This is a genomic window from Desulfotomaculum sp. 1211_IL3151 (genome assembly GCF_036763075.1).
In the GTDB taxonomy this organism is placed as follows: domain Bacteria; phylum Bacillota; class Desulfotomaculia; order Desulfotomaculales; family Desulfotomaculaceae; genus Desulfotomaculum.
Genome location: NZ_JBAIYV010000022.1, coordinates 72,855 through 94,920, shown reverse-complemented (window position 1 = coordinate 94,920; position 22,066 = coordinate 72,855). Strand labels below are relative to the sequence as shown.

The following is a 22,066-nucleotide window of genomic DNA, read 5'->3' as shown; positions in this document are numbered from 1 at the left end:
GTGCAGTGGGTACATTGGCAACTGAGCCATGCCTCAATCAAAAAGGCCCCAAGGTAGGGGCCCTTATTTTGACACGCATATCGGCATTATCACTGGGGCTGTCAGCCATGTTCTCTTCAATAAAGCTTTCTATCAGCTTATTGTTTTTATAACACCCTGCTGTTGCTATTGTTTTAGTAATTTTCCTCACCTCTCTTTCGGATATAACAAAAGCACCTACTATTTCAGCAGGTGCTTTTATAAAGAAGAAACCGCCCATCTCTAGGCGGTTTTCACAATACCATAATAGCATGAAATGCTGTGTACTGGTGTGCACTCATTATGTTTTAGTCTAATAATTTTAATGCCTCCGAATGTATCCGATGTATCCATCTAATTCTAATCCGGAATCCGTTAGGCGTGTACTTCCCCGGGGCCCTATAATATCATATGTTTTCCCCAAAACAAAACCACCTTCGAAAGAGAGGGCTTTATGGTATAATATTCCTTGTACAATCGAAAAGGCTCCTCAAGGGTGGTCTGGCTCATCCCCGGTAGAAAGGGGGTGGGACGATGACAGCATTTGAATCGTTGATGTTGATGCTAACTTTTGGCATCTTAATCGTGACTATGTTGTCGCATGATAGAAAGAAGTAGACCTCCCTGAGCCCACAAGCAAACGGGAGGTCTACTCTTTCGTAGTAAACTTGAGCCAGCCCCTCAGAGGGCTACTGTTGTACTTTGACTGTAGGTGTTAGTAGCACCTGCAGTCTTTTATTTTGTAGTATGCCTTATTTAAGCCTATAATACCATAATAAGTGATTTAGTTAAACCAAAAATTATCAACTTTAAATTAAGTGGTTATTGTTTTAGTAATTTTCCTCACCCCACTTTCGGATATAACAAAAGCACCTACCATTTCAGCAGGTGCTTTTATAAAGAAGAAACCGCCCATCTCCAGGCGGTTTTCACAATACCATCATAGCATGAAATGCTGTGTACTGGTGTGCACTCATTATGTTTTAGTCTAATAATTTTAGTGCCTCGGAATGTATCCGATGTATCCATCGCCAACTATAATGCATATCCGCAGCTATCTGCTCCCAGGTTTTTAAATCTAAGTATCTAGCCCGGATTAAGTAACCTTCCCTTTGCGGTAGAACACGAATCGCTTTTTCAATCTTGGCCAACAAGGCATAAGACCCTTGCAGCTGGCCGTTAATTTCGTCTTGTACCTCCATGATCTTAGCCACCAGGCCAGCTATTTTATCTTTGTTATAACCGCCTCCCTTAGGAGCATGGTTCAGAATGGTGGTCTGTTTGGTTGCCTCTGTCTCTAACTCCAGCAATTTATCTTTAAGTCGCTGAATGTTCCGGCGTACCCAATAATATTCTTGCAGTTCCTGTTTTGTCAAATGATTATACCTCCTTTATCGCAACCCTTGTTATCACCATTGGTGTTAATCGTTTTATCATTACAACTATTAGTTGTATAAATGGGCCTAAAAATATTCTCCAGAAAACAATTGTATAAATTAGCCATCTTTATTGCCAATTTAACGGATGGCTGTTTACGCCCGCCCTCAATCTGATATATTGCACTTGGTGTTATCCCTAAAAGCGGGGTAATTTCTTTCGCTGTTTTATATCCAGCTTTTATCCTCAATTCCTTTAGATGACTCATCTTTCGATCACCTCCTGCAATTCATAATATCACCAATAGTTGTATTATAAAAACTCTCTTTATGACTATTAGTTGTAATTCGAAGCGATTTAAGAAAGTTAAGACCTACTCTCTCAAAATACCATTAAATTGCTAAAAATATCACTATTAGTTGTGTTGTAAAGAATAATTTTTTGTATATAATATAACTAGAGGTGATAATCTTGATTGGGAAAAGAATAAAAAAATTAAGAACAACCAAAGAGTTAACGCAAGCAGAATTAGCAAAACATTTAGAAGTAACGACATCTTCAGTTGGTATGTATGAATCTGGGACAAGGAACCCTAGCTACGAGGTAATGGTAAAGCTAGCAAATTTCTTTAATGTTTCTGTTGACTACCTGCTGGGAAAATCACCTTTTAAAAACGCTCAAGAAGAACAATACTCCATTATGATTGCTGCAATCAAAGCAGTAATACATCGTGAAGATACCCATGATCTGTTTTGGGACACAGCAATGGAGCTACTTCATTCTACCAGCCACATTTACACCCCAAATACCTTACTCTATCTGTCTCACATCCTGGATAAACTAAAGCGGCCTGTAACAGCTGTCGAATATTATGATTTATGTTTATTCGTTTCAAATGGTTTTAAGTGGCCAACGGATTATCAAGGGCCGGTAATCGTAAAGATAAAAAACGAGGAAATTCCGATACTCCTCGATTATTGGAAAATAGAGAAAGTTACCCTAGATGAATCGACAAGCAGGATCACCTATATCGAAACGAACAGCCAAATCTCTTCTGAATGCAAAGGGTCCAATGATTCTGACAAAACCACCCTAAATAAAAGCAAAATAACAGAACCAAACCATACGGATACCTACCGGCTCAGCCAAATTCCTGTAGTAGGGGTTATTCGGGCTGGCGAGCCACTTTTTGCTCAACAAAATATAATCAGTTACGAATATCTTCCTGAACAGCTCACTAAATCCGGTGAATATTTTGGCCTCAAAGTTACTGGCGATTCAATGAATCTTTCTCGTATAAACGATGGCGATATCGTAATCGTTCGCCAGCAACCAACCGTTGAAAACGGTGAGATCGCTGTTGTTCTAGTTAATGGTGAAGATGCTACCATTAAAAAGTTTTATTGTTCCGAGTCTACCGTTACTTTGTTACCAAATAGCACGAACCAGGACCATCAACCAAGATTTATTGATCTAGCAGAAACCGAAGTTAAGGTTTTAGGAAAGGTCATCAAAGTAATTGTAAACCTATAAGAAGAGTTGGCCTTTCCACAAACCAAACTGTAAATGCCCTAAGACCATGCTGACACGAATAGTCTATTTGCCTGTTGCCCTGGGCAGTAAAAAAAGAGACCATTCAAAAGTTCGCTGAACTTTTGAATGGTCTCTAATTTTTTAAATTTCCCATGTTCCCTTTACGGTATGCACATTAACCAAAACCCCTGTTATTTATGATGTTCTAGCTTATGCTTTCGGATAGTATAAACAACCCCACAGGCTCTACTTGCCTTGGGGTTGTATCTACTGATTATCATATAATTATACAGATCTAATGATGGTCTGTAACATCGTTAACGATGTGTTACGAGCCTGCGTAAAATCAGGGCTTATTGATAATTGACCTGTAACATCTATAACGTAAAAGCACGCCCGTTTACAAGATTGCGTTACCTTTTTGTTACCCCCAGACACTTAATTCTACTCCCTTCTCTTCTTCCCCTCAGTGATTTAGAGGAGCATCATGCTTTCTTTTTAAACATCTGCCGCTCCTTTTCCCGCATCTCTGCCAACACATCAGCCACCGGCCTACCGTATATCCTGGAGTGCCTTTTGGTTAGAAAGGAATTGTCTTGGCTCTCATATCTATTCCCCACCAGATCGGGAGCATTAACTAAAAACGGTTCCCGGTACTCACCTTTTCCATCTAACCAGCTAGCAATATATTGAAACCTTGCGGTTCCCTGCATAGCTGTTTCTGGTGTAAATGTTGGGTAAAGGTAGTTCTCTAATCGCTGATAAACAGAGTCGTTGGTGTTTTTAAAAATATGCCAGTTTAGGCTACTGCTTAAAAGTATCTCCACAAAATCACTCGGTAATTGCTTAAAATTATGAAACAGAAACAATGGTGCTATACGGTACTTTGGACCCTCTGCCAATAACCTTTTGCAAAAGTGTATTAGCCCGGGCGACAAAAACTGGTGCGGTTCGTTAAGTACTAACCATGTGGCAGCTCCTACTCCGCCCATAGAAAGTTTAGTTAAAAATGTAGTTAAAACGATCCAATGCGTTAGTGTCTGCACTGTCCAAGATCACAGGAAGGTATGCGATAGATAACAACCTTGCCCTCCTGCATCCACTTAGCTAGGTTTATTTCTGGGTTAGGCTGCTGACCAAAGATCGGCTTCAAAAACTCATCGCCCAACAGTTCCCCTAACCTCACCAAGATAGGGCCATATATTTGCCCCTGCTTGCCGTCACTTAGTTGGTCGTAGTCCTGCCATAAGGATGTATCAAATTCAGCATTCTCCGAGGCCGAAATTACAGTCTGTCGGTACTCCTGAGAGGTAAGCATTAATTTTATGCCTAACAGGTCGCCGCCAGTTATCTTTGCCGCTTCTCTCAAATATTCCCTGGTTTGATGGTTGGTAATATCATCGCCCATGAGGAAATTAGTTAACTCCTGAGCAATACGGTTATTGGCTATTCGCCTATTTGCCATCCCTTGGGTAATTCCCTGCAAGCCAATCCACACTGGCCACTCATAATCTCCCAAGTTAAGATCAATTACTTCTTCCGGCGGCAAATGATCTCTTAAAGCATCAGCCATACCCCGGTGTCCATTCCGCTCGTCAATTACATCTGGCACCACTGCCCCAATACCAAATTTCTTTTTTGCTTCGACCACCATATTTATTACCGCCTGGTCTTTGCCCATCCTCGGGGACCCAATAAAGGCCCGGGCCGTCATTAACATGTCGGTGTTATCAGTTGGCAAGTAGATGGGTATTTTCTGCCCTTTATTCGTAGCATCTCCCATGTAAATGCCTTCTCTTGTAAAGCTATCTGGTATATCTATTTCAATCTTCCTATTATAATGAAGGTTTTCTTTGTACTCCTCCTGTACCTCCCTGGTTGGCAGCATCATAACTTTGCCTAATTCCTCAGTGCTCATCAACATACCGTCACGGTCCCGGGGAAGTTTCTGCCATCCATCGTATTTAATATTCAGCTTGAAAGGTAGTAGTTGGTTATCTCCATTTAATTCGCCAAAAGCCCCAGCAAGACTTCTGGCAAGCATACCTTTTCGTTCTTGAGTTTCTGCATTTACTATTGCGTAAATGCCAGTTTTCCACACTGGGAGGTTGCGTTTTCGCTTAGTCTGAGGAGATAGATCGCCGTTAATAAGCAGCTCCTCTCGCTCCCGGTCCGGTAATTCAATCTTTTCCTGCATCCTAGGTTTGGCGTCGGCAAAGAAGGAATTTTCAATGCCGTAGATAATGTCGCCAAGTAACTCCTTAATCTCATTAGTTATGCTACAAGCCAACCTACCGAAACCACTGGCCAACTGGCCAAAGTTTATGCCGTTACGCTGCGGCACCTTGCCCTGCTCCCACACGCCCCAAGCATAGTCAGACATTGATTTCCACTTGCGGCGGCTTACGGTTTCGCACCTTACAACTAGGTTTGCACTTTCCCCAGGACCTACCTCCTGCGATACGTTAACCAACTCCCTAATTGGCACCGTCTGTCGATTTAGGTCATACGACAGGCTAAACATATCTGACCGGGTATACTTTAGTCTGTATGCGTCTGCCACCAAAGGTAGTTGTATGACGCCAGGTTCCACCTGTTCGACCGTTGACTTACGCCACTGGTCATGGTTATTTAGTTTAGTCAGAAATACATCGGCAAAAATCTCTGATACTGCGATATAAAATTCAACCTTGGACGATTCCTCTCCCTGGCCGCCAGTGATTTGCACAAACCAATAGAGTGCATCCTTTTCTCTGTACTTTATGCCATTTTCCCAAGTGATACGGCCCCAAGGACTATCATACATGGCAAACACATTATGCAGACTAGCAAGGAGTTTGCGGGTAGTTTGGTTAAGCGTTGACTGGTGAGGGATGATTTTGTATATCCGATACTTATTAGGGATAGATTCAAATAATTTCAAGTCTTTCACCGCCTAACTAATAATTATAATTATCCCCAACATCAGCACCAAAACGCCCCGGCCAATCCACTTGGTTCCCGCAACCATGCCAATCATGCAACAAGCAATTACGCCCAGTGTAACTAGGTCAGGCATCACAGTATTTACCATGGCCCACCAATCTGTTATTTGCCTTGCTACCCAGTCACCTATGATATTGCCAAACCAATCTAATACTGGATCATTCGTAGTTTCTTTTGTATTATCGACAATATCTTTGCTTTTTGCTAGATCAATAACAGGTTTATCCCAATTTACTTTAAACCACTCAATGATACCCATAATTACAACCCCTTTAGAAAATCTCTAATATCAGTAGCATGGCGAATGATTAAATAACCACTACAGCCGCCGATCATACGCTGTATTGCCTCTGTGCGATTGCCGAACATCCATATCCCACCACTAAACATGATAACCCCAAGGCATAGCCAGTCAGCTATATTTAAAGCTGCAGTTATTACAGTTCCAACAGGGTCACCACCAGCAGCTGGGACAGCCGCCATATACTTAATCTTGCCTAGGTTGTTGTGGCCATTCCGTGCCAACCCAGAGGCCACACCTAGCCTACCTTTTGTGTGCCAAGCAATGACTTTCATTTTATCCCACCTTTCAAGTGTTCATAGGCTTTTTTGACTGATAAGCACAGACACCAAATTCCACCAACTAATAAACTAACTGCAATAATGAGATAAATAATTTGCATAAAACTTAATCCTCCAGGAGACACTACAGCCGAGGTGATAACAATGCCAATCTACTTGGCTTACGCATTGACCGGAACTGCCATGGTACAACTTTCCAAGGTGTTTTTTAAGCTTGCAGGGTACTAGACAGGCATATTTATACCACCCCACCGCATATGCTAGGAGCGTAGGCTCCAGCATTGGGGAAAGTCTACCCTTTGCGATATCCAGCCAAATTCAACAAATCCATATAATTTTCATCCGACCCTTGCGGCTCAAGTGAGTCGCTTTTTACTTTCTTTCCATGCTTGTGCTGGCTAACTAAATAGCGAAAAAATGTTGAGCGGTCCCACTGCTGATATTCGGTTGTTAACTTTTGACACTGCTGGTCAACGTACTCCAACAGGTTATCTGGGAGCCGGAAGCTAACTCTGGCCATGTATGACATATCCCTCCTTTTGTTTGACATTTGCTAATTGATATGCCCCGTGTGACTTATCTATCACAGGTAAATCTAGGAAACAAAAAACCAGGGCTATCCTCCCTGGTCTATTAATTCCCATATTTCATCGGGCCGCCTGCCCAGTAATTTTGCTATAGTAAAAATGACATTTCCATGTATATTAGGTTTGCCGGCCACAATCCGCTGCATTGTTTCTCGCTCCACGCCCACCGCCTGAGCAAATGATTTTATGTTATACCCATTGGAATATATCAGGGTTTTTAGATCTATTTTAAGCCTGAGTGTGTTCCTAGCCACTCACCTCACCTCAATTGTTAACATTCGTTAACAATGCTTATTATCCTCTGATAGAGATTGTCGGTTACTGTCTCCACTTCTCTCTCGTGCTTACCAACTGCTAAAGCTTTTCCTTCATTAAAGAATACAAAGACCCGGCAAATTGCTGCCGAGTCTTCACGGAAAGTTATATTTTGCCGCTAAGGCATGAGTTATTTTACCCAGTGTAATGTCTTAGCATAACAGTAACACCTTGGTGACATTTACCATATTATACCACTAGGCAAAGGGTTCTTTAATAACCACCATTTCCTCCTTGGTAACCCCTAGTGGTACGGCTAGGGGTTATTTATTTTGGCTTATCGGTGAATAGTTTATTATGAGCCGGAAAAAGTTAAATCACAGGAAAATATCATTTGGTTTTTCTGCCAACAATGTGATAAAATAGTTTCTGTTAAAAACTTAATTTGGAGTACCCAGTTCAGCCTCCTGTAAGGGGAGGTGATTACAATTAGGGTATTGATCATAATAATACTCACTATGGCTATTGTGCTATTGACGCCGAAGATAGCTTGCTAGTTTGGCTGACTTAAGGTTTACTCCGCCTAATTGCGGATTTGATACAAATCCAATATTGGGTGGGAGAAGATTAAAAGTATAAAATAAAAATAAAAGAATAATATATTTGTAGACAGATAGCTGCGGGAATCGCAGTTTTTGTATTTTATTAGGGAAAGCAGAAAAACCCACCGGGTGGGTTTTATTCGTCTAAACTATCAAGCTGTCCTAATAGCATATCCTCTTGCAAAGCAATCATTTCTGCTATTTTTTCTCTTGATAAAGCTCCTATCCTTCGTTCCAGATCAACTTTAAGTACCGGTTGGACTAATGCCAATTGTATCAAGCTATTCACCGCTACCCCATTACCATCCTCAGGTTTTATCGTTACCTCTATATCTGTCTCCCTCATTAGGTCAACCCTATGTGATAATGGTGCAATATGTACTAAGGGCCATGTAGGATTAGTGTTTAGTTGGCTATTATGAGCAATAACTACTCTTCTGCCAAGATGAATATTACGATCAATAGTTGTTCTATCAATGTTAGGTATACCAATTAATTCATCTTTAATATAGTAGACCTCCCCAACTTGAAACTCCCTAATGTCATAAAGTTGAAGAGGTCTATATGGTGGTGTTATCTCGTGTTGTTGAAACATGTATTTGCTCTCCTTCGTAGTGGCTCTAATTCACGATGTCCATTAAGAAGATTAGCCATATATTCTTCATCTGTTCCGCGTTTCTTTCTTAGGCTGTTTCTTTGCTTTGCAGATTGCAACTCACTTCTCGAAAATCTAAGAGTTGGTTTTCTTGCATTCATATCTAACACCTCCCTATAATGAGGTACCCCATCTTCTTTTTCTGATAGTATTACCTTTTCCATCGGTGGTGTAGAATAAACGTAATCCAGCATTTCTTGAAATGATTTTCCTTTTACTGAATTAATAGCCAAAAGAGCAAGATCACCCTGCTCTGTAGGCAAATCAAAATCATCACCTATAAAGCGTTGATTAAGTTTATATATAAATGCAGAACCATACATTCCGTTATAAGTTTCACACGCTATTAGACCGTCCAAATTTTCCGCAGTTGTAGTTATCTCCGAGGCATAAGGGCCATGTTTATATCTAATAAATTGTGTGTCTGTAAATTGGTATCCATATTTTAAGACATGATAGTGTTCAAATAGGTAAACTAATTTCACAAGTTCTGTTCTTTTAACATTTCCTTTTTTTGCAACAAAATATGTAATTACCTTTTCTAATGGTCCCACGATTTTACACCTCAAATCTACAAAACAAAAAACCACCAAACTTATTCTCTGGGAAAGATGGATTGATGATTTCATAAATGTACACTTTTACATATGTTTTACTACATTTTAACACTTTTCAGTCAATTTGCAAAAGTGATATACGATCTTGCACTTGGATAGGCAAGTTATATTTTTATATTTCTCTCTATATGTATGAAATGCACATATTTTAAAATATCAATAAAAATAGCCCCAGCCGAAGCCGGGGCTTTGATCTATCTATTCATTATAACTCCGCATCAGGCGGTTTCGCTGCTGTCTTTTCTGCCAACCACTTGGCTAACTGCCCCACCGCATCCACGGCACCCTCTATCGCAACATACCCCATGCAGGCACATACAATGGCGTAAACAGCATCTTCTGGCAAGTCAGGGTAATACGCCTTTGTGCCGGCCACGACAGCTGCCATCAGGGCCATAATTAATTTCCGGGATTTAAGACGTTCGATGAATGGTCGCAACTACGCCACCCCCATTTTCTTGTGAATATAATCAATGGTACGCTTCATCATTACTGCCATTTCCGCCCTAGTTGCTGGATTGTCCGGGTTAAAGTTACCCTGTAAGTCGCCACCGATAAGCCCCTCTTTCTCTAACCACTCTATGTCATATTTAGCCCAGTGGTCTAAAACATCCTTAAACACAGCATTTGCCTCCTTCTTGATTATATCTACAGCCAATTCCCTGAGTTTGTACTGATTCATAATGCTGATTAACTTCTTCGCATAATCAGGATCCGTAGCATATCCACAAGCCAAAATAGCATAGGCGTATTTGTCAGGGTCATGTTTAACCTGTAGTGCCTGTTTATACCTACTGGCCCCGGTAATTAATTTTGTATAGTCCTCAAATGATTCCTCATAGTTGTTATAGGCCCGGAAGTTGCTCTTAACGTCTACCTTCTTGCCGTTGACTATTTCCCATGCCACTACCGAAACACTGCCATTCGTACCTGTGCCTTTAATATTAAATATGTTGTAGCTATATTTATTACCCTGACTTAGTACATACTTTCCGTAGCCAGTTTCTAGACATGCTTGGGCCACGATGGTGGCGGCTGGCAGTCCATGCTTAATTTGAATCTTCGCCGCTGCCAACATTACATCATTAATAAATTTATTTGTATCCATAATGCACCCCCTAGATGGTAGGTCGTTGAGTTGGTGGGTAATCGTCAAATCTCTGGTCATAGTCTTTGTGTAGCTGGGTTTGTGGTATTTGTGGCTGTCTCCTTCTGCTGCTTATAGCAGAACCAAATTGCGATGCAATCTTGTCCCCGTAATATCCACCAAGGATAGTTATGATTGGCCAAGAAAATTGTGTAAAAAAGTCAACCGCCCTGTCAGTTAGCTTATCGTTTAGCAACAAATAAACAAATATAGCTGAAACGATACCGAAGCCAACAGAAAACCAGATTGCTAAAGAATCAGTTATCGACATACCATCATCGTCATTCCAAAAACCTCTCATTGGGTGCCACCTCCACCCCTGACCATGCCAATTACCCCTTGTATTATACTCAATACAATGCCAGTAATCGTGGCCACTAGACCAGCAAGCTTCCATCTGTCTGCTTTATCCTCTTTAACGTGATCCTCAATCTTTTCGTGTAGCTTGACTATTCGTGATTCTGATTGTTCCTGAAATTTAAGGAAATCTTCCTTGGTGACATAATCTCTGGCTACTGTTACCCTCAAGTCATTCACAGCCTTTGTCAAGTCAGTAAGTGCGGTTTCTACCCGATTAAGACTTTGTTGTATTGCTAAAACATCACTTTCCCCCAAATCCCCCACCTCCCGGTAACAATTGCCCTAGCACCAACAAGACACTGGGGCATAAAAATACCGCCCTCTTAGGCGGTTAGTTCGTAATTTAAGTCTATTGTGCATTAAGTAAAGCAACTAACTCGTTATATTGCTCTTGAGTAATGCGGTTATTTAGTAGAAATACGTCAAGTTTAATCATCATTTCTTCCTTGGTTCCATAAGTGCCGTTTTGGATAACTTTTTTACAATAAGTGTAAGTCATTTCTACTCATCCTTCCTTAATAATCCTAGTTCAATCATGGATAGGCGATAATCCAAATCTAGCAGGTAATCAATTTCTGTAGGTTTGGGGGGTGATGGTGGGTTTTCCTGCCAATATTGTTCAAAAGTCTTTGTCACTGTAACTGCAGTAGCTGTACCAGTTTTATCTACCGTAATTATACATTCATAAGCAGTTTGTATTTCTGTGAACAATGGACTGTCATCGGGAATAAAAACCACTATCTCATTATCCGCTAACTTTAGGCCGGGAAAAGGTTCAGAAACTCTAAACATATCATGCATAGTAATTTCTTGTCCGGTGTTTTTATCGATTATCGTATACATATTTTACACCCCCTGGCCTATTGCAACGTACCCATAGGAGACGCCAGACATATTAATTCCTAGAGAACTAGTGGGACAGCACACAGTAAACCCATCGGTCACTATTTGGGATGCCCCATTAGTACTTGACTGGATTTCATCACTTATAGTTGCCGCATTGTATGCTATATCATAAAAAGCAGCTCCTGTACCGTCATATACTAAGCTTGAAAATTGTACCTGCGAACTAGATTTGCCTAATGTCGTTATGAATACTAATGATGGAGTAAACCCCACGCTGATTGTTCTCGCGGATGAGCTACCGTTACCTGTATAAGTTCCTGTTTTTATCTTAGTTTTTTTATCTAATAACTGCTCCCGTAACGCTGGGTGTAGCTCGTTCGGTGTTATCATGTGATCACCTCCAAATAAAATAACGCCCTAGGGGCGTGGTGTTTACGTTGCATTTTGAGTTTATTACACAGTTTCAGCAGGTTTCAAATCAAATGTTCATTAAGTTGTTGGCACATACCCCATTGTTTCAGCGTGTTCCTGCTCTGTGATATACCCTTTTGCAAGGGTATTATCAATTTGTTCGAAGGTATAAGTTTCCCCTGCATACTGCTTAACTGGTGTGTGATACTCCGCTGGAATCGAGGAAAAATTTCTTGTTCCATGAATATAAATACATACCGCATACTGTTTAGTCAAAATTTGAATAACTGCCATTTTACATTCCTCCTAACATAATTTCCATAAATTCTAGTAGCGTGGTATCTGTTAAAGCTAATTGCTGTTCAAGTTGTGCTATTTTTTCTTCTGGTGTCGGTTCTGGCGGTGTTGGCGTAACCTCTGGTTCTGCATCAATCCACGCCTGCGAGGGTTCAATAAGTTGCTTAAAACGGTCTTCTACAAGCCATTTGCCATATGCATCTGTAACGTACAACTTACTTAACCTCCTTTACAAAAAACATGCTACCTGCCTTGAAACCAGAACCGGCTTGGGTTCTCAAGTTGACTGTGTTTATTTTATCAACATTATTTTTCCAAAGACCAGATGTGAACGTTGATTGTAATATTCCGCTTGGCGTACTAATTACTGACGCTATCTTTTGTTTGTCTGCGGTGTTTTGTATTGTTAAACCGATATATCCTTGGAATAACTGCCCTGATTGCGGTACTGCGGCAGGAACTACAATCTGCGCCTGTCCTGCCGACGGGCTTGTTTTGTATGAATCGTAGTAAGAGCCACTGTCACCATTAAATCTAACCCATAAGTCATCATGTGAAGTTCCAGCAGCATAACTTTGAACAAATGCAATAATTTCTATAACCTTACAGCCTGCGCTTACAGCTATATCAACCTGAGCAGTGTTACTTGCAAGGGTTAGCAGATCCCAATCAGGAGATAATGCCGCTATTGCCTGAGCTGTCCGCAACGGTGTCATATACTTGTTCGATGCTGTTCCAGCCTCAGCTTCAGCTTGCGACGCTATACCATAATTCTGTAAATTACCTAAACCAACATTCAAAGGCAGGTGTGCGTCTGTCACAATTTCGGCCAAATGCCCTGCCACCACACCCTTCAACTGCCCCGCTACATTAGATAACTTATCATCCGTCACTGTCCCATCCGCCAACACCGCCGCAGAAACCGCCCCCTCTGGCCCGATAGGTACGTTTTTCAGCACCACCACAAATATCTCCGTAGGCGTCCCGGCGTACTCCAAAGGCACTCCTTCCGCCAGCCGCAGCGTCTTAGGCGGGATGATGCTGTACTTTGCCGTACTCAGCCAGGTAGTGTTGCGACCGACTAAGACGGTGTCAGTCTCGTGGGCAAAGGTCTCAAGAGGGATCTCGAAATCAGTCTGGCCATCCTGTGTGGGTGTCAGCACGTAGGGGTAGCTTACCAGCTTCGGGATTCCGGTGGCGGTGACAAGCTGGATCTGCTGGTCGGTGTAGGCCTGGGCCGTGGTTTGGGCAGCATCGGCTTTGGTCTGGGCACCGGTGGGGGTTTCGGCTCCGATTTGGGATGCCGTCACCTGGTGCGGGTTGTTGGTGTTTGCTTGGTGGGTGGTAAGGGCAGTCTTAACTCCGTCCACATCTTTCTTCGTTGCTAAGATAACTGCAGGGTCAACTTTTAGCACCACACTGGCGGTATTGCTTACCTCTAATATCATCTTTATGACCAGGTCTTTTGTGCTGCCATCCGCTGCAACTGGCTTGTAGGTTTCTGGGTACTTGCCAATGGCAATTAGATCCCCCGCATCATCAAACAGACCTGCCTCTCTAATCATAAAACCGCCCACGGTAGACGGGATGATGGTCTGTATGACAATCCAATTGGGGTTGTTTTCATCTACTGTTATACTGCCGATATTCCCCCGCCACACTTCTCTTATGAGGGCTTCCTGTTGTTCTGTGGGGTTGTAGTAGCTGCCGTTGCCGTCACCAAGGGCCAGTTGGGTAAAATTAACTTTGTTGCCCAGGGCGTTAGCGTTGGCTATTTTGCCTTTTCCGATACCGGTTAGTATGGTATAAAATTGTTCTGCCAATTAATTAACCCCCTTTCGGGTATAAGGTTGTGGTGTCTATATTTGCGGTACTGGCCAGGGCTATGTTTATGGTCCCTTTTACGGATAGTTCCACAGGTGCCCACGGGTAGACGGTTATTTCTTCGCCTGTCATCAAAGCACTGACATAATATGTCGGTGCTTTCAGCCTTTGTACCAGCATGGATTGCAGGACCATATTGGCCGGCAGCATACGCCTAAAGTCGGTTGTCACTTGATCGAAGGTGTTCCAGTTAAATGTACTAACTTCCACCTTTAAGGTATAATCGTCGGCCAATAATTCCAGCTTATAATCATCACCGAACAACTGGGTCAATTTGTTTTTCAGCACCCGGTAGACATAGGGCAGCTTGTCATACCATCTTGTTAACACCCTGAATCTCCTGGTTGCCAAATCATCCTCAATAAAAGGGGTTATGTTTAGCATCCTTTCCCAACGTCCAATGCCTGTGCCTGTGGCCGTCCGAATAAACTGATCATCCATTAACGCATCTGCTGCTGGCCATAGTATTGCAAGCTCGGGGTTGATGACGTTCAGTTCTTCAAGTTGCCTTATTTCCCTTAGAATCTCCGGCCAGTATTCGTTTATCGGTGCCGTCATACTGTAGTCACCTCACCTGGGACAGGTATTTCATTGCCACCTAGCACAAGGTTTTGTCTAAGGCCGTTTATTTTTGTATCGAAAATATCCAGTACCCCGTTTACATTTAGCATTCTTGTTTCTAATTGGCTGATGCGGACCACTAGGTTGGTATTGTCGGCCCATTCGCTTCTTAATTCCGCAAAATAGCCATTTATGGCTTCCTTTGCGCCGGGCTTTACATCCTCCCAGGTATACCCGCCCTGAAAGGATAATGTGGTCTCAACGTCAATTATAATGTTTTCAACCCCTTCCACGGTCACAACATGGCCTATGGGGGCAATTCCCAGGCCTTCACCCTGGTTTCCTTCGGGGTCGATGGCCGTCTGTACATTGTCAATCAGTGCAGGGGACGGGGCGTTGAAGTCACTGTCTATGATGATTAGTTTCACTGTGCCGCCGCCGCTCCAAACGGGGTATACTTTTACCCCGCCCACCCCTTGGAGATCTTTGACTTTTTGTTGGTAATCCGCTATGTTGCCGCCGTAGGCCCGGCTTTCCAGGCTGTCAAAATATCGTTTACGTAAATTATCATCAGTTTCTATATCCTCGCCCGGCACCAGTATGTCGGCCAGTTCCGCCCGGGCCAGGTCCTTTATAAAGTCAACTGGAAGTATAACGCCAAAGGATTGGTTTCCGATTGTGCCGGGTGTTTCGCATTCCAGCACATATTCCCCCGCAGCAATACGCTCCACAATGCTGTAGTTTGTATTGTCCAGGGAGAAACGGCTGGTAATGGGTACGTCTAGTGGAGTGTCGCTGTTGCCATAGAACAGTCCTTTGCGTCTGGCCTTTGTGGCGGGTAGGCGTGTTATCCCCATTTCGGCGGTGCGCCTGGCCAGGTATTCGCCGGTAGCTGTGTCGGCAAAGCTCAGGTTCAGCAAGACGTCAAATTCGGTGTACATTTGCGCCAGTTCCATGGCAGCCGGGGCCAGGGCATCATAGATGATGCTGCCCTCCCGTTTATCCATGGTGTTGGGGACCCGAGCCAACATGCGCTGGAGGATGGATTCAAAGGTTTGGTCCTCATACACTCTGCATCACCCTCTGGTTCACATTGAAACTGCCGTACTGGGTTAAAACGACAAAGGTTGCCAATGCCTGATCTTCGTCAAAAGTGATCTGTACATCTTCTATCGCTTTAATCCGATCATCCTGCAATAAGGCTTCCTGGATGCGTCGTTTTAGTTCCGATTGCACAAAGATACGGTCTCTGCCGATCAGTCCGTTTAGTTCGATGCCGTAGTTGCTGCTGTATATGAGGTAGTGATCTTTTTCAGTTTGTAGCAACTTGAATACCGCCTGTTTAACGGCATCTAGGTCATCGGTCATACCGGCAGTTCTTTTAGCCTCAAAATCAACTTTATAAGTACGACTGGGCTGTTGTTCTATGTTAATAGCCTGATTTGCTAATGTGCCGTTTTTTGGTATCATGCTCAACCCACCCTATCCAGAATAATGTATTGCTGGCCACCCTGAACCCGGAGCAGGATTAATTTATCTCCTACCTCAAAAGGGGTCAGGGGCATCTTTTTTCTTATGACGGTTATCTCCCCGCCATACATTCTTGTATCACCAGTCCATCGTTCTTCGCTTTCTTCTTCAACGACCGGGCCAGTTTGGAAATTGCCTTTTAGGCTGACTGTAAACTTTTCGTCGCACTCTCTGAGATATTTCAAGCTTTCAGGAATAATGAAAAAATCCTCTGTGAGTGTAAAACGCTGGTCAACGTTTATCTCCAGAGGAATTTCCTTTACCACGGTTCCAAACATCACAGCCATCGGATTACCGGCTTCGACGGCTCCTACTCCAGCTTGTTTAACAAGGTTAAGTAAGCTCATAATTTATTCACCACCTTCAATTCAAGGGACATGGTATGGTCTGAACCCTGCCATGTGTGGGTGCATTCGTCCACAAGAAAGGGCTGGTTAATGCCAAATTCTTCAAGAATTACATGGATATAGTTGCCTGCCCTTACTCGAATATCTCCAATTGCATCAATATGCATGTTCCGACTCTCCTGGTTTTTTAACTCCAGTATCCGTGTCGCTAATTCGTTGATCTGAGCCGCATTCATGTTCTCATCAGCCACCTGGTAGTATTGCAGTTTGCCCCATTTAGCAATATTGGCATTATCTTTTTGTATATACAGGTCTCGACGGCTTGTTTTTTTGTTGTTCTGTACAAGTTTAATGTAGTTATAGGTATCCGTATCGATCGAACGCTTATGGGTAAAATCGTATACCAGGCTGTTATTGCCGATGTAAAAATCCATAATCAACATGTCGCTGGTATCACGCAGTGTAAACAGACCAAAGTTGTCGTAGAACACGAAGTTCCGAGCTGTATTAATGAGGGTCATATTTAATGCGCTGCTGATTATATCGATAAGTTTTTTGTTGTCTTCAATCTTGGAAAACTTGTATCCGGTATCGGCTAACTCTCCTATTTGTAGGCCGAAGTCGTTGGCAATCTTTCGGATCACCTCAGTCGCTGTTACATTTGAAAACACATAGGTATCGCTGGTCATTAGGTACCGTAGTTGGTCATAGGCTAAAATTTTAACGACTTCGTCACTACCGCTATCAATCGTGAAGATATAGCCATAAAAAACGTTAATTCCGTCCGCTTTAAACCGAATAATATCACCGGGTGCGTATTTAAAACTCGGGTCCCCATAGATTTCGCCCTTAATCAAGGAAACTTCCATGCTCCCAGCAGAACCAACGCGGCTGGTTTTCCAGTTTATTTCTGATATTATGCTGGATATATCCCATAGGCTGCCATCCCGGTTATCAATGACGATTTCAAATATGGTTGATCAGCCCCCTTTTGTTCGGCTACCTGCTTAATCCTGTGGTATTTTCAGTACCATGCCGATTGGTAATTTTTTTAGATCCGCATCCGTCAAGTTGTTCAATTTCTGAATCTCCCGCCATCGTCCATCACGCCCAAAGACTTTCATGCCCACTTTCCAGAGATTGTCTCCCGGTTGCAGTGTGTATGTTAGGGGCCGTATTCTGGTATCTGGGCGCGTTTTCTGTTCATGAAAGACTGTGTTGCCGTTTGCGTCTGTGGCTGTTATAATTTTTTTTGCTGAGTAGAATCGGTATTCTTTCAGTTTAATGGTGTATTCAATGTCCCCAGGGGACCCGGCTACTTCTCGCCAGTCAAATTGTTCGATGGAGGCTGCTATGTTGAGGTCGAAGGTTATATCCGCTTTCTTTTCAGTTGATGAGAGAGTATTGTAGCCGACAAATATAAATCGTATTGGGTGCTTTGATTTCATCCATTTTGTGATATATTCAACATATTTTGCAGGTGGTTTTAACTGTGCCACAACAAAAGGATATTTCCGCGCCGGGAACATACTGCTAAAACTGACCTCCAGTAACTTCGGGCTTTTGATTACATTAATCTCGCCACCCATGTCTAATTCGGCACCTGTTAGAGTTGTTCTTCCCTTGGGTCCTATAATATCGTAGGTCTTTCCTTTCCCGCCTCGGGAGATGTCCACGCGCTCCGGAAGAACCGGCACGACAAAAAAGTCTGCACCGTTATTAAAGCTCAGTTCCATTGCGTATTGAAGTTCACTCACCAATATCACTCCTTTTTATTATTTGCCTTGCCTCACTTCATGACTGCCCCGGATTTTGCCGCCTACCCTACTTTCGGGAAAAACAAAACACCCCCTGAGGAGGGTGCTATATGGTATAATATTCCTTGTACAATAGAAAAAAGGCTCCTCAAGGGTGGTCGGCTCATCTCCGAAAGGAGGTGGTGCCTGTGACAGTGTATGAAGCTCTATCTCTAATGATAGCGTTCGGCGTATTAATTGCCATACTGTCTAAAGATAAAAAGAAATAGACCGCCCTTGCCATAGGTTTGCGGTCTATTTCTGACGCATAATCTTTGAGTCGGCCCCTTTGGGGGCAACTGTTGTACCTTGACTGTGGGTGTTCGTAGCACCTACAGTCTTTTATTTTATAGTATGCCTTGTTTAAACTTATAATATCACCCTAACCCCAAAATATCAACAGGGGTGTTTATTTGAGTATTCCGGTAGTTATTAAGTCCTCAATATTGAAGTAGTCAAAATTATTATGAGCTTTAACCCTAATGCCATTTACTACGGTTTCTCCATTTGCTGTATTTTTCCATCCTTCAGGAAATGTTAAACGAACAAATTCCTCTTGATCTCTCTTGAACGAGGATGTTTTTATTACTAAATCATTCCCTTTATATTCTACGTCATACTCATAACCAAATAATAAGCCAATTCTTATCCACCCCTCGCTTATTTTAGGCGGTGCCGGCAACCCTTCAACCCTCGCTATCATCGCCATAGAATCATCCTCGTCGGTGAATGTTCCAAGACCGTTTCCGTTTTTGAAGTATGCTTTGAACTCTACCCGTTCCCCCTCAGAGATATACCCGGATATTTTTTGATTCACCACAACAGGAGGCACACTATTTATGAAATCCTGTATATTTTTTCTTTCAGCAATTTCCCTGACAGACATAATGGCTTCGCTCGGTACTGTAGATTTAACACCCTCACTAATATCATTAATTGAAACAACATTATCCTGGAAAATACCTGAGACAACAATCTCAACCCGGCCAAGTTTATCATTCCAGGTGTACTGTACCCCGGTCAAATCCCCCAGCTTGGCTAACGGTACATAGGTCGCCCCTTGATAATTCAAAATGGGATGTTCAGCATCCCGATATTCTGTGCCGTTAACGTAAATAGGATATGGAACCTGCGTTAAAACGTATTGCTTTGCCGTAGCTGCAAAGGCCGTTGTTGCACTGAGGCAAAGCATTGCCCCGACAATCAGACCGATAAAGAGCTTCTTCAATGACCTTCCCCCTTCATGGCAATTTGCTCTAATTTTACCATGAAGGGACCACGACATAATAGGTCTTTGTCATGGTTCGACAGTATTTGTCAAGATATACCCCCATGTTCGTTCCTATCGATATATCCCTTCCGCGCCCTGTGCAATCTCCCTGGCCATAGCATCTTCGATTCGCCGCAGCATCCTGTTGACATCCACTTCCTGGTGAATATCCCCTGTTGTCACCTGGACAGTCGGGGTTAGGGTTACAAAATTCTGTATGTTCTTAAACTCTGCCAAGTCGCGCATAACCTTGAGATCCTCCGAAGATATATCTATCTTATCTTTGATTTTACCAACCTCGCCGACTTTGTCTACTTTAGGAATCCCGCCTGCGGCGGCGTCCCATTTATCTAAAACACCTTGGTTAAGGCTATTCGTTATATCCAAGCCCATTTTGGATTTCAGTTTATCCATGCTGAAGTCCTTTATCATATCCTGACCAGCTTGCTTAAACTTATCAAAGTCAGCCTTGAATTCAATTTCCTGTATCTGTTTAGCTTCAACACCCAACAGATTGCCAAAAAAGCCAGCTACCTTGTTTATACCCTTAATTGCACCGTTAATAAGTGAAATTATCTTCTTTATAGCCGCTTCCGCAACATCCACCGCAAAACCGAAGGCATCAGCAAATACTTGCTTGATCCCATTAGTCATGGCAATTAAGGTTGCTATAGCAGTTACTAATCCGATAATCAACATGATAATCCTCAGAATGGGGTTCATGTTCATGACAAAGTTCAACGCCGCCTGTGCCGCTGCCCAAAGCCTGGTTTTGACCTCCATAATCGTGGCCCATAGGGCCAACATTTTTGTATAGGCAAGATAAACCCCTATCGCTGCGGCCACACCCAGAAGAATAGGCGATAAGCCCAGCAAAACAATTCCCAGGTTATATAGCACCCCCCGGACTATCTCTGACGCCTGCTGAAGTGCGGAAAAAGCGACGATTCCGGCCTGGACAATCCAAGATAGACCCACGCTTAAGGTATCAAAAAACGTCTGAAATTTACCTGCCTGGAATGCAGCGTTGAGCGCAATGATGGCTGGCAGCAGTCCCTTTACCGCCGCCCCGCCGGCATCGGCAAAGGCTGATTTCACATTGTTGCTAAATATCTCCATTTGCTTAGCAGGGCTTTTCATCATGGTTTCAAAGGCTTCTTGCCCCATGCGTTGCTTCTCCAGCAACTTATCAAAGGCTTTTATGAAGCCGTCCATATCGCCTGACTTACCCAGTTCGTCAATCTTAAAGGCCCGGATATCTGACTTGGACATGTTGAAGCGTTCGGCAAGGGAAACGATGTCACCCGACATGGCTTCCTTCAAGGCGAACGCGGCACCCTCGATGCCGTTTCCGGCTGAATCAAAAGCATTGAGTCGCTGGGCAAGGTTGTTTAATTTAGTTAATTGGTCCGTGTTTTGGGTCGCTGAGAAAAAAGATAATGTAGATTGCAAGGATTTGTTAACATCCTGCCCGGCGGCTAAAGCGTCCGCTTTGAATCTTTCAAACATGGCCGTCCCGATCTGTGCATCACCAGTACGGGCAATGAACATGTCCATCATCTTTTGCTGTTCCATGGCACCGCCAATGGTAGCACTAAGCAGCTTCTGGGCACCGGCAATGGACAGGTATGCTGCTGCAATGCCTTTAAGATTGCTTAACCAGCCAGCAGTCCCTCCACCGCTGCCGCCTCCACCACCTCCACCGCCTCCTGGCGGTAATCGTAACCTTTCGATTGCCGCAATTAGTTGTGTTACCAATCGCTGCAGCCCGGTTAGTAGGTTGGTTAGGCTATCAGGGAGCGTCAAATTTAGCTGGGCCGTAATTGTGCCAATTCGGGAAACGATTTGCGCCCTAAGAGCACTCGCCTGTCTTAGTACATTTGCTGCATCCAACCTTACTTGAACAGTTATTCCCGATGCCCCTAAACCGCGCAAGGCTGAGTTTATCTGTGTCCGAAGAGATGCTGCGTTTAAGTTTAAACGAACGTTTATTGGTGCCAAAGTGAGCAATGACTCGATACGCCCTTTAATCCTTGTCGCTGCTTGCAGGGCCGCTGCGGTGTCAAAGGTTACCCGTATGGCTGTATCGGTTAGCCCAGAGCGTATTTGGTTCTGAATCTGTGTAATCTTTTGGGTTATATCTTGGGAATCAATCACAACCTGGATAGCACTGCTCCCGGTGCTTCGGACTTGCGCCTTAAATCTTTCCACTTCTTGCATAGCCCCCGCCATATCTACGGTTAGTGTGACTGGGGGCGGCACAGGTACTTGCAAAGCACTATGAAGACGCCCCATTGCACTTACCGCAGAATTAACTTGGTTTACTACTTGCTGCAGCGGCTGGGAAAATTGATCAAACAACTTAAGGGCTGTTGATACAGTAGCCAATTAATCACCTTCTTTTCC

Annotated in this window: 31 protein-coding genes; 3 read left to right on the top strand and 28 right to left on the bottom strand. The window is 43.2% G+C overall.

The features are described from left to right. Positions 1-552: 552 nt before the first annotated feature. A complete protein-coding gene (locus tag V6C11_RS18650) occupies positions 553-636 on the top strand; it encodes a putative holin-like toxin (RefSeq protein WP_442886030.1) in 84 nt (27 codons plus the stop codon). Positions 637-1,001: 365 nt separating this feature from the next. On the opposite strand, the gene V6C11_RS04290 is transcribed toward V6C11_RS18650, so the two are convergent. Together V6C11_RS04290 and V6C11_RS04285 are read right to left on the bottom strand one after the other, a co-directional pair. After that, positions 1,002-1,394, bottom strand: coding sequence for a sigma factor-like helix-turn-helix DNA-binding protein (locus tag V6C11_RS04290; protein WP_333529849.1), 393 nt, complete (start codon positions 1,392-1,394; stop codon positions 1,002-1,004). Further along, positions 1,391-1,663, bottom strand: coding sequence for a helix-turn-helix transcriptional regulator (locus tag V6C11_RS04285; protein WP_333529848.1), 273 nt, complete (start codon positions 1,661-1,663; stop codon positions 1,391-1,393). Before V6C11_RS04285 ends, V6C11_RS04290 begins: the two co-directional genes overlap by 4 nt. A 203-nt stretch (positions 1,664-1,866) precedes the next feature. On the opposite strand from V6C11_RS04285, the gene V6C11_RS04280 reads away from it, so the two are divergent. Then, positions 1,867-2,928: a helix-turn-helix domain-containing protein gene (locus tag V6C11_RS04280; RefSeq protein WP_333529847.1), complete on the top strand. Its 1,062-nt coding sequence runs from the start codon at positions 1,867-1,869 to the stop codon at positions 2,926-2,928. 485 nt (positions 2,929-3,413) lie between these two features. Here V6C11_RS04280 and V6C11_RS04275 read toward each other — a convergent pair whose 3' ends face one another. The 24 genes from V6C11_RS04275 to V6C11_RS04160 form a co-directional block, all read right to left on the bottom strand. After that, complete coding sequence (locus V6C11_RS04275; RefSeq protein ID WP_333529846.1) at positions 3,414-3,755, bottom strand: hypothetical protein; 342 nt, start codon at positions 3,753-3,755, stop codon at positions 3,414-3,416. 206 nt (positions 3,756-3,961) lie between these two features. Further along, positions 3,962-5,851: a hypothetical protein gene (locus V6C11_RS04270; RefSeq protein ID WP_333529845.1), complete on the bottom strand. Its 1,890-nt coding sequence runs from the start codon at positions 5,849-5,851 to the stop codon at positions 3,962-3,964. 12 nt (positions 5,852-5,863) lie between these two features. Further along, positions 5,864-6,172 carry a hypothetical protein gene (locus tag V6C11_RS04265; RefSeq protein ID WP_333529844.1) on the bottom strand — a complete coding sequence of 103 codons (309 nt, stop codon included), beginning with the start codon at positions 6,170-6,172 and terminating at the stop codon, positions 5,864-5,866. 2 nt (positions 6,173-6,174) lie between these two features. After that, positions 6,175-6,489, bottom strand: a complete 315-nt coding sequence (locus V6C11_RS04260) for a hypothetical protein (protein WP_333529843.1) — start codon at positions 6,487-6,489, stop codon at positions 6,175-6,177. Positions 6,490-6,787: 298 nt separating this feature from the next. After that, the gene (locus V6C11_RS04255; RefSeq protein WP_333529842.1) at positions 6,788-7,015 is read right to left on the bottom strand and encodes a hypothetical protein; all 228 of its coding nucleotides are present in this window, start codon (positions 7,013-7,015) and stop codon (positions 6,788-6,790) included. 96 nt (positions 7,016-7,111) lie between these two features. After that, the gene (locus V6C11_RS04250; RefSeq protein WP_333529841.1) at positions 7,112-7,336 is read right to left on the bottom strand and encodes a helix-turn-helix transcriptional regulator; all 225 of its coding nucleotides are present in this window, start codon (positions 7,334-7,336) and stop codon (positions 7,112-7,114) included. A 739-nt stretch (positions 7,337-8,075) separates the two neighbouring features. Next, positions 8,076-8,534 (bottom strand): type II toxin-antitoxin system PemK/MazF family toxin, encoded by a 459-nt coding sequence (locus tag V6C11_RS04245; protein WP_333529840.1) that lies wholly within the window; start codon positions 8,532-8,534, stop codon positions 8,076-8,078. Continuing rightward, positions 8,513-9,148 (bottom strand): Panacea domain-containing protein, encoded by a 636-nt coding sequence (locus V6C11_RS04240; RefSeq protein WP_333529839.1) that lies wholly within the window; start codon positions 9,146-9,148, stop codon positions 8,513-8,515. Before V6C11_RS04240 ends, V6C11_RS04245 begins: the two co-directional genes overlap by 22 nt. A 268-nt stretch (positions 9,149-9,416) precedes the next feature. Further along, positions 9,417-9,650: a hypothetical protein gene (locus tag V6C11_RS04235; protein ID WP_333529838.1), complete on the bottom strand. Its 234-nt coding sequence runs from the start codon at positions 9,648-9,650 to the stop codon at positions 9,417-9,419. Further along, a complete protein-coding gene (locus V6C11_RS04230; RefSeq protein ID WP_333529837.1) occupies positions 9,651-10,319 on the bottom strand; it encodes a glucosaminidase domain-containing protein in 669 nt (222 codons plus the stop codon). 10 nt (positions 10,320-10,329) lie between these two features. Next, positions 10,330-10,659 (bottom strand): hypothetical protein, encoded by a 330-nt coding sequence (locus V6C11_RS04225; protein ID WP_333529836.1) that lies wholly within the window; start codon positions 10,657-10,659, stop codon positions 10,330-10,332. Beyond that, a complete protein-coding gene (locus V6C11_RS04220) occupies positions 10,656-10,973 on the bottom strand; it encodes a hypothetical protein (RefSeq protein ID WP_333529835.1) in 318 nt (105 codons plus the stop codon). The genes V6C11_RS04225 and V6C11_RS04220 overlap by 4 nt, the downstream gene beginning before the upstream one ends. A 94-nt stretch (positions 10,974-11,067) precedes the next feature. Further along, positions 11,068-11,217: a hypothetical protein gene (locus V6C11_RS04215; RefSeq protein ID WP_333529834.1), complete on the bottom strand. Its 150-nt coding sequence runs from the start codon at positions 11,215-11,217 to the stop codon at positions 11,068-11,070. A gap of 2 nt (positions 11,218-11,219) precedes the next feature. Continuing rightward, positions 11,220-11,561 carry a hypothetical protein gene (locus V6C11_RS04210; protein ID WP_333529833.1) on the bottom strand — a complete coding sequence of 114 codons (342 nt, stop codon included), beginning with the start codon at positions 11,559-11,561 and terminating at the stop codon, positions 11,220-11,222. A gap of 3 nt (positions 11,562-11,564) precedes the next feature. After that, positions 11,565-11,954, bottom strand: a complete 390-nt coding sequence (locus tag V6C11_RS04205) for a DUF7483 domain-containing protein (RefSeq protein WP_333529832.1) — start codon at positions 11,952-11,954, stop codon at positions 11,565-11,567. A gap of 99 nt (positions 11,955-12,053) precedes the next feature. Beyond that, on the bottom strand, positions 12,054-12,269 hold the full coding sequence (locus tag V6C11_RS04200) for a hypothetical protein (protein WP_333529831.1): 216 nt from the start codon (positions 12,267-12,269) through the stop codon (positions 12,054-12,056). A gap of 1 nt (position 12,270) precedes the next feature. Further along, complete coding sequence (locus V6C11_RS04195; RefSeq protein WP_333529830.1) at positions 12,271-12,486, bottom strand: hypothetical protein; 216 nt, start codon at positions 12,484-12,486, stop codon at positions 12,271-12,273. 1 nt (position 12,487) lies between these two features. Next, the gene (locus V6C11_RS04190; RefSeq protein WP_333529829.1) at positions 12,488-14,095 is read right to left on the bottom strand and encodes a phage tail protein; all 1,608 of its coding nucleotides are present in this window, start codon (positions 14,093-14,095) and stop codon (positions 12,488-12,490) included. 4 nt (positions 14,096-14,099) lie between these two features. Next, positions 14,100-14,714, bottom strand: a complete 615-nt coding sequence (locus tag V6C11_RS04185; protein WP_333529828.1) for a putative phage tail protein — start codon at positions 14,712-14,714, stop codon at positions 14,100-14,102. Continuing rightward, complete coding sequence (locus tag V6C11_RS04180; protein WP_333529827.1) at positions 14,711-15,787, bottom strand: baseplate J/gp47 family protein; 1,077 nt, start codon at positions 15,785-15,787, stop codon at positions 14,711-14,713. Before V6C11_RS04180 ends, V6C11_RS04185 begins: the two co-directional genes overlap by 4 nt. Then, entirely contained in the window at positions 15,780-16,187 is a 408-nt protein-coding gene (locus V6C11_RS04175; RefSeq protein ID WP_333529826.1) for a DUF2634 domain-containing protein, read from the bottom strand. The genes V6C11_RS04180 and V6C11_RS04175 overlap by 8 nt, the downstream gene beginning before the upstream one ends. 2 nt (positions 16,188-16,189) lie before the next feature. Then, a complete protein-coding gene (locus V6C11_RS04170; RefSeq protein WP_333529825.1) occupies positions 16,190-16,594 on the bottom strand; it encodes a DUF2577 domain-containing protein in 405 nt (134 codons plus the stop codon). After that, the gene (locus V6C11_RS04165; protein WP_333529908.1) at positions 16,591-17,568 is read right to left on the bottom strand and encodes an XkdQ/YqbQ family protein; all 978 of its coding nucleotides are present in this window, start codon (positions 17,566-17,568) and stop codon (positions 16,591-16,593) included. Before V6C11_RS04165 ends, V6C11_RS04170 begins: the two co-directional genes overlap by 4 nt. A 33-nt stretch (positions 17,569-17,601) precedes the next feature. Next, positions 17,602-18,351: a LysM peptidoglycan-binding domain-containing protein gene (locus V6C11_RS04160; RefSeq protein WP_333529824.1), complete on the bottom strand. Its 750-nt coding sequence runs from the start codon at positions 18,349-18,351 to the stop codon at positions 17,602-17,604. A gap of 179 nt (positions 18,352-18,530) precedes the next feature. On the opposite strand from V6C11_RS04160, the gene V6C11_RS18645 reads away from it, so the two are divergent. Then, positions 18,531-18,620, top strand: a complete 90-nt coding sequence (locus V6C11_RS18645) for a putative holin-like toxin (protein WP_442886029.1) — start codon at positions 18,531-18,533, stop codon at positions 18,618-18,620. 179 nt (positions 18,621-18,799) lie between these two features. On the opposite strand, the gene V6C11_RS04155 is transcribed toward V6C11_RS18645, so the two are convergent. Both V6C11_RS04155 and V6C11_RS04150 read right to left on the bottom strand, forming a co-directional pair. Further along, complete coding sequence (locus V6C11_RS04155) at positions 18,800-19,618, bottom strand: hypothetical protein (protein ID WP_333529823.1); 819 nt, start codon at positions 19,616-19,618, stop codon at positions 18,800-18,802. 114 nt (positions 19,619-19,732) lie between these two features. Next, entirely contained in the window at positions 19,733-22,048 is a 2,316-nt protein-coding gene (locus tag V6C11_RS04150; RefSeq protein WP_333529822.1) for a hypothetical protein, read from the bottom strand. Positions 22,049-22,066 lie beyond the last annotated feature (18 nt).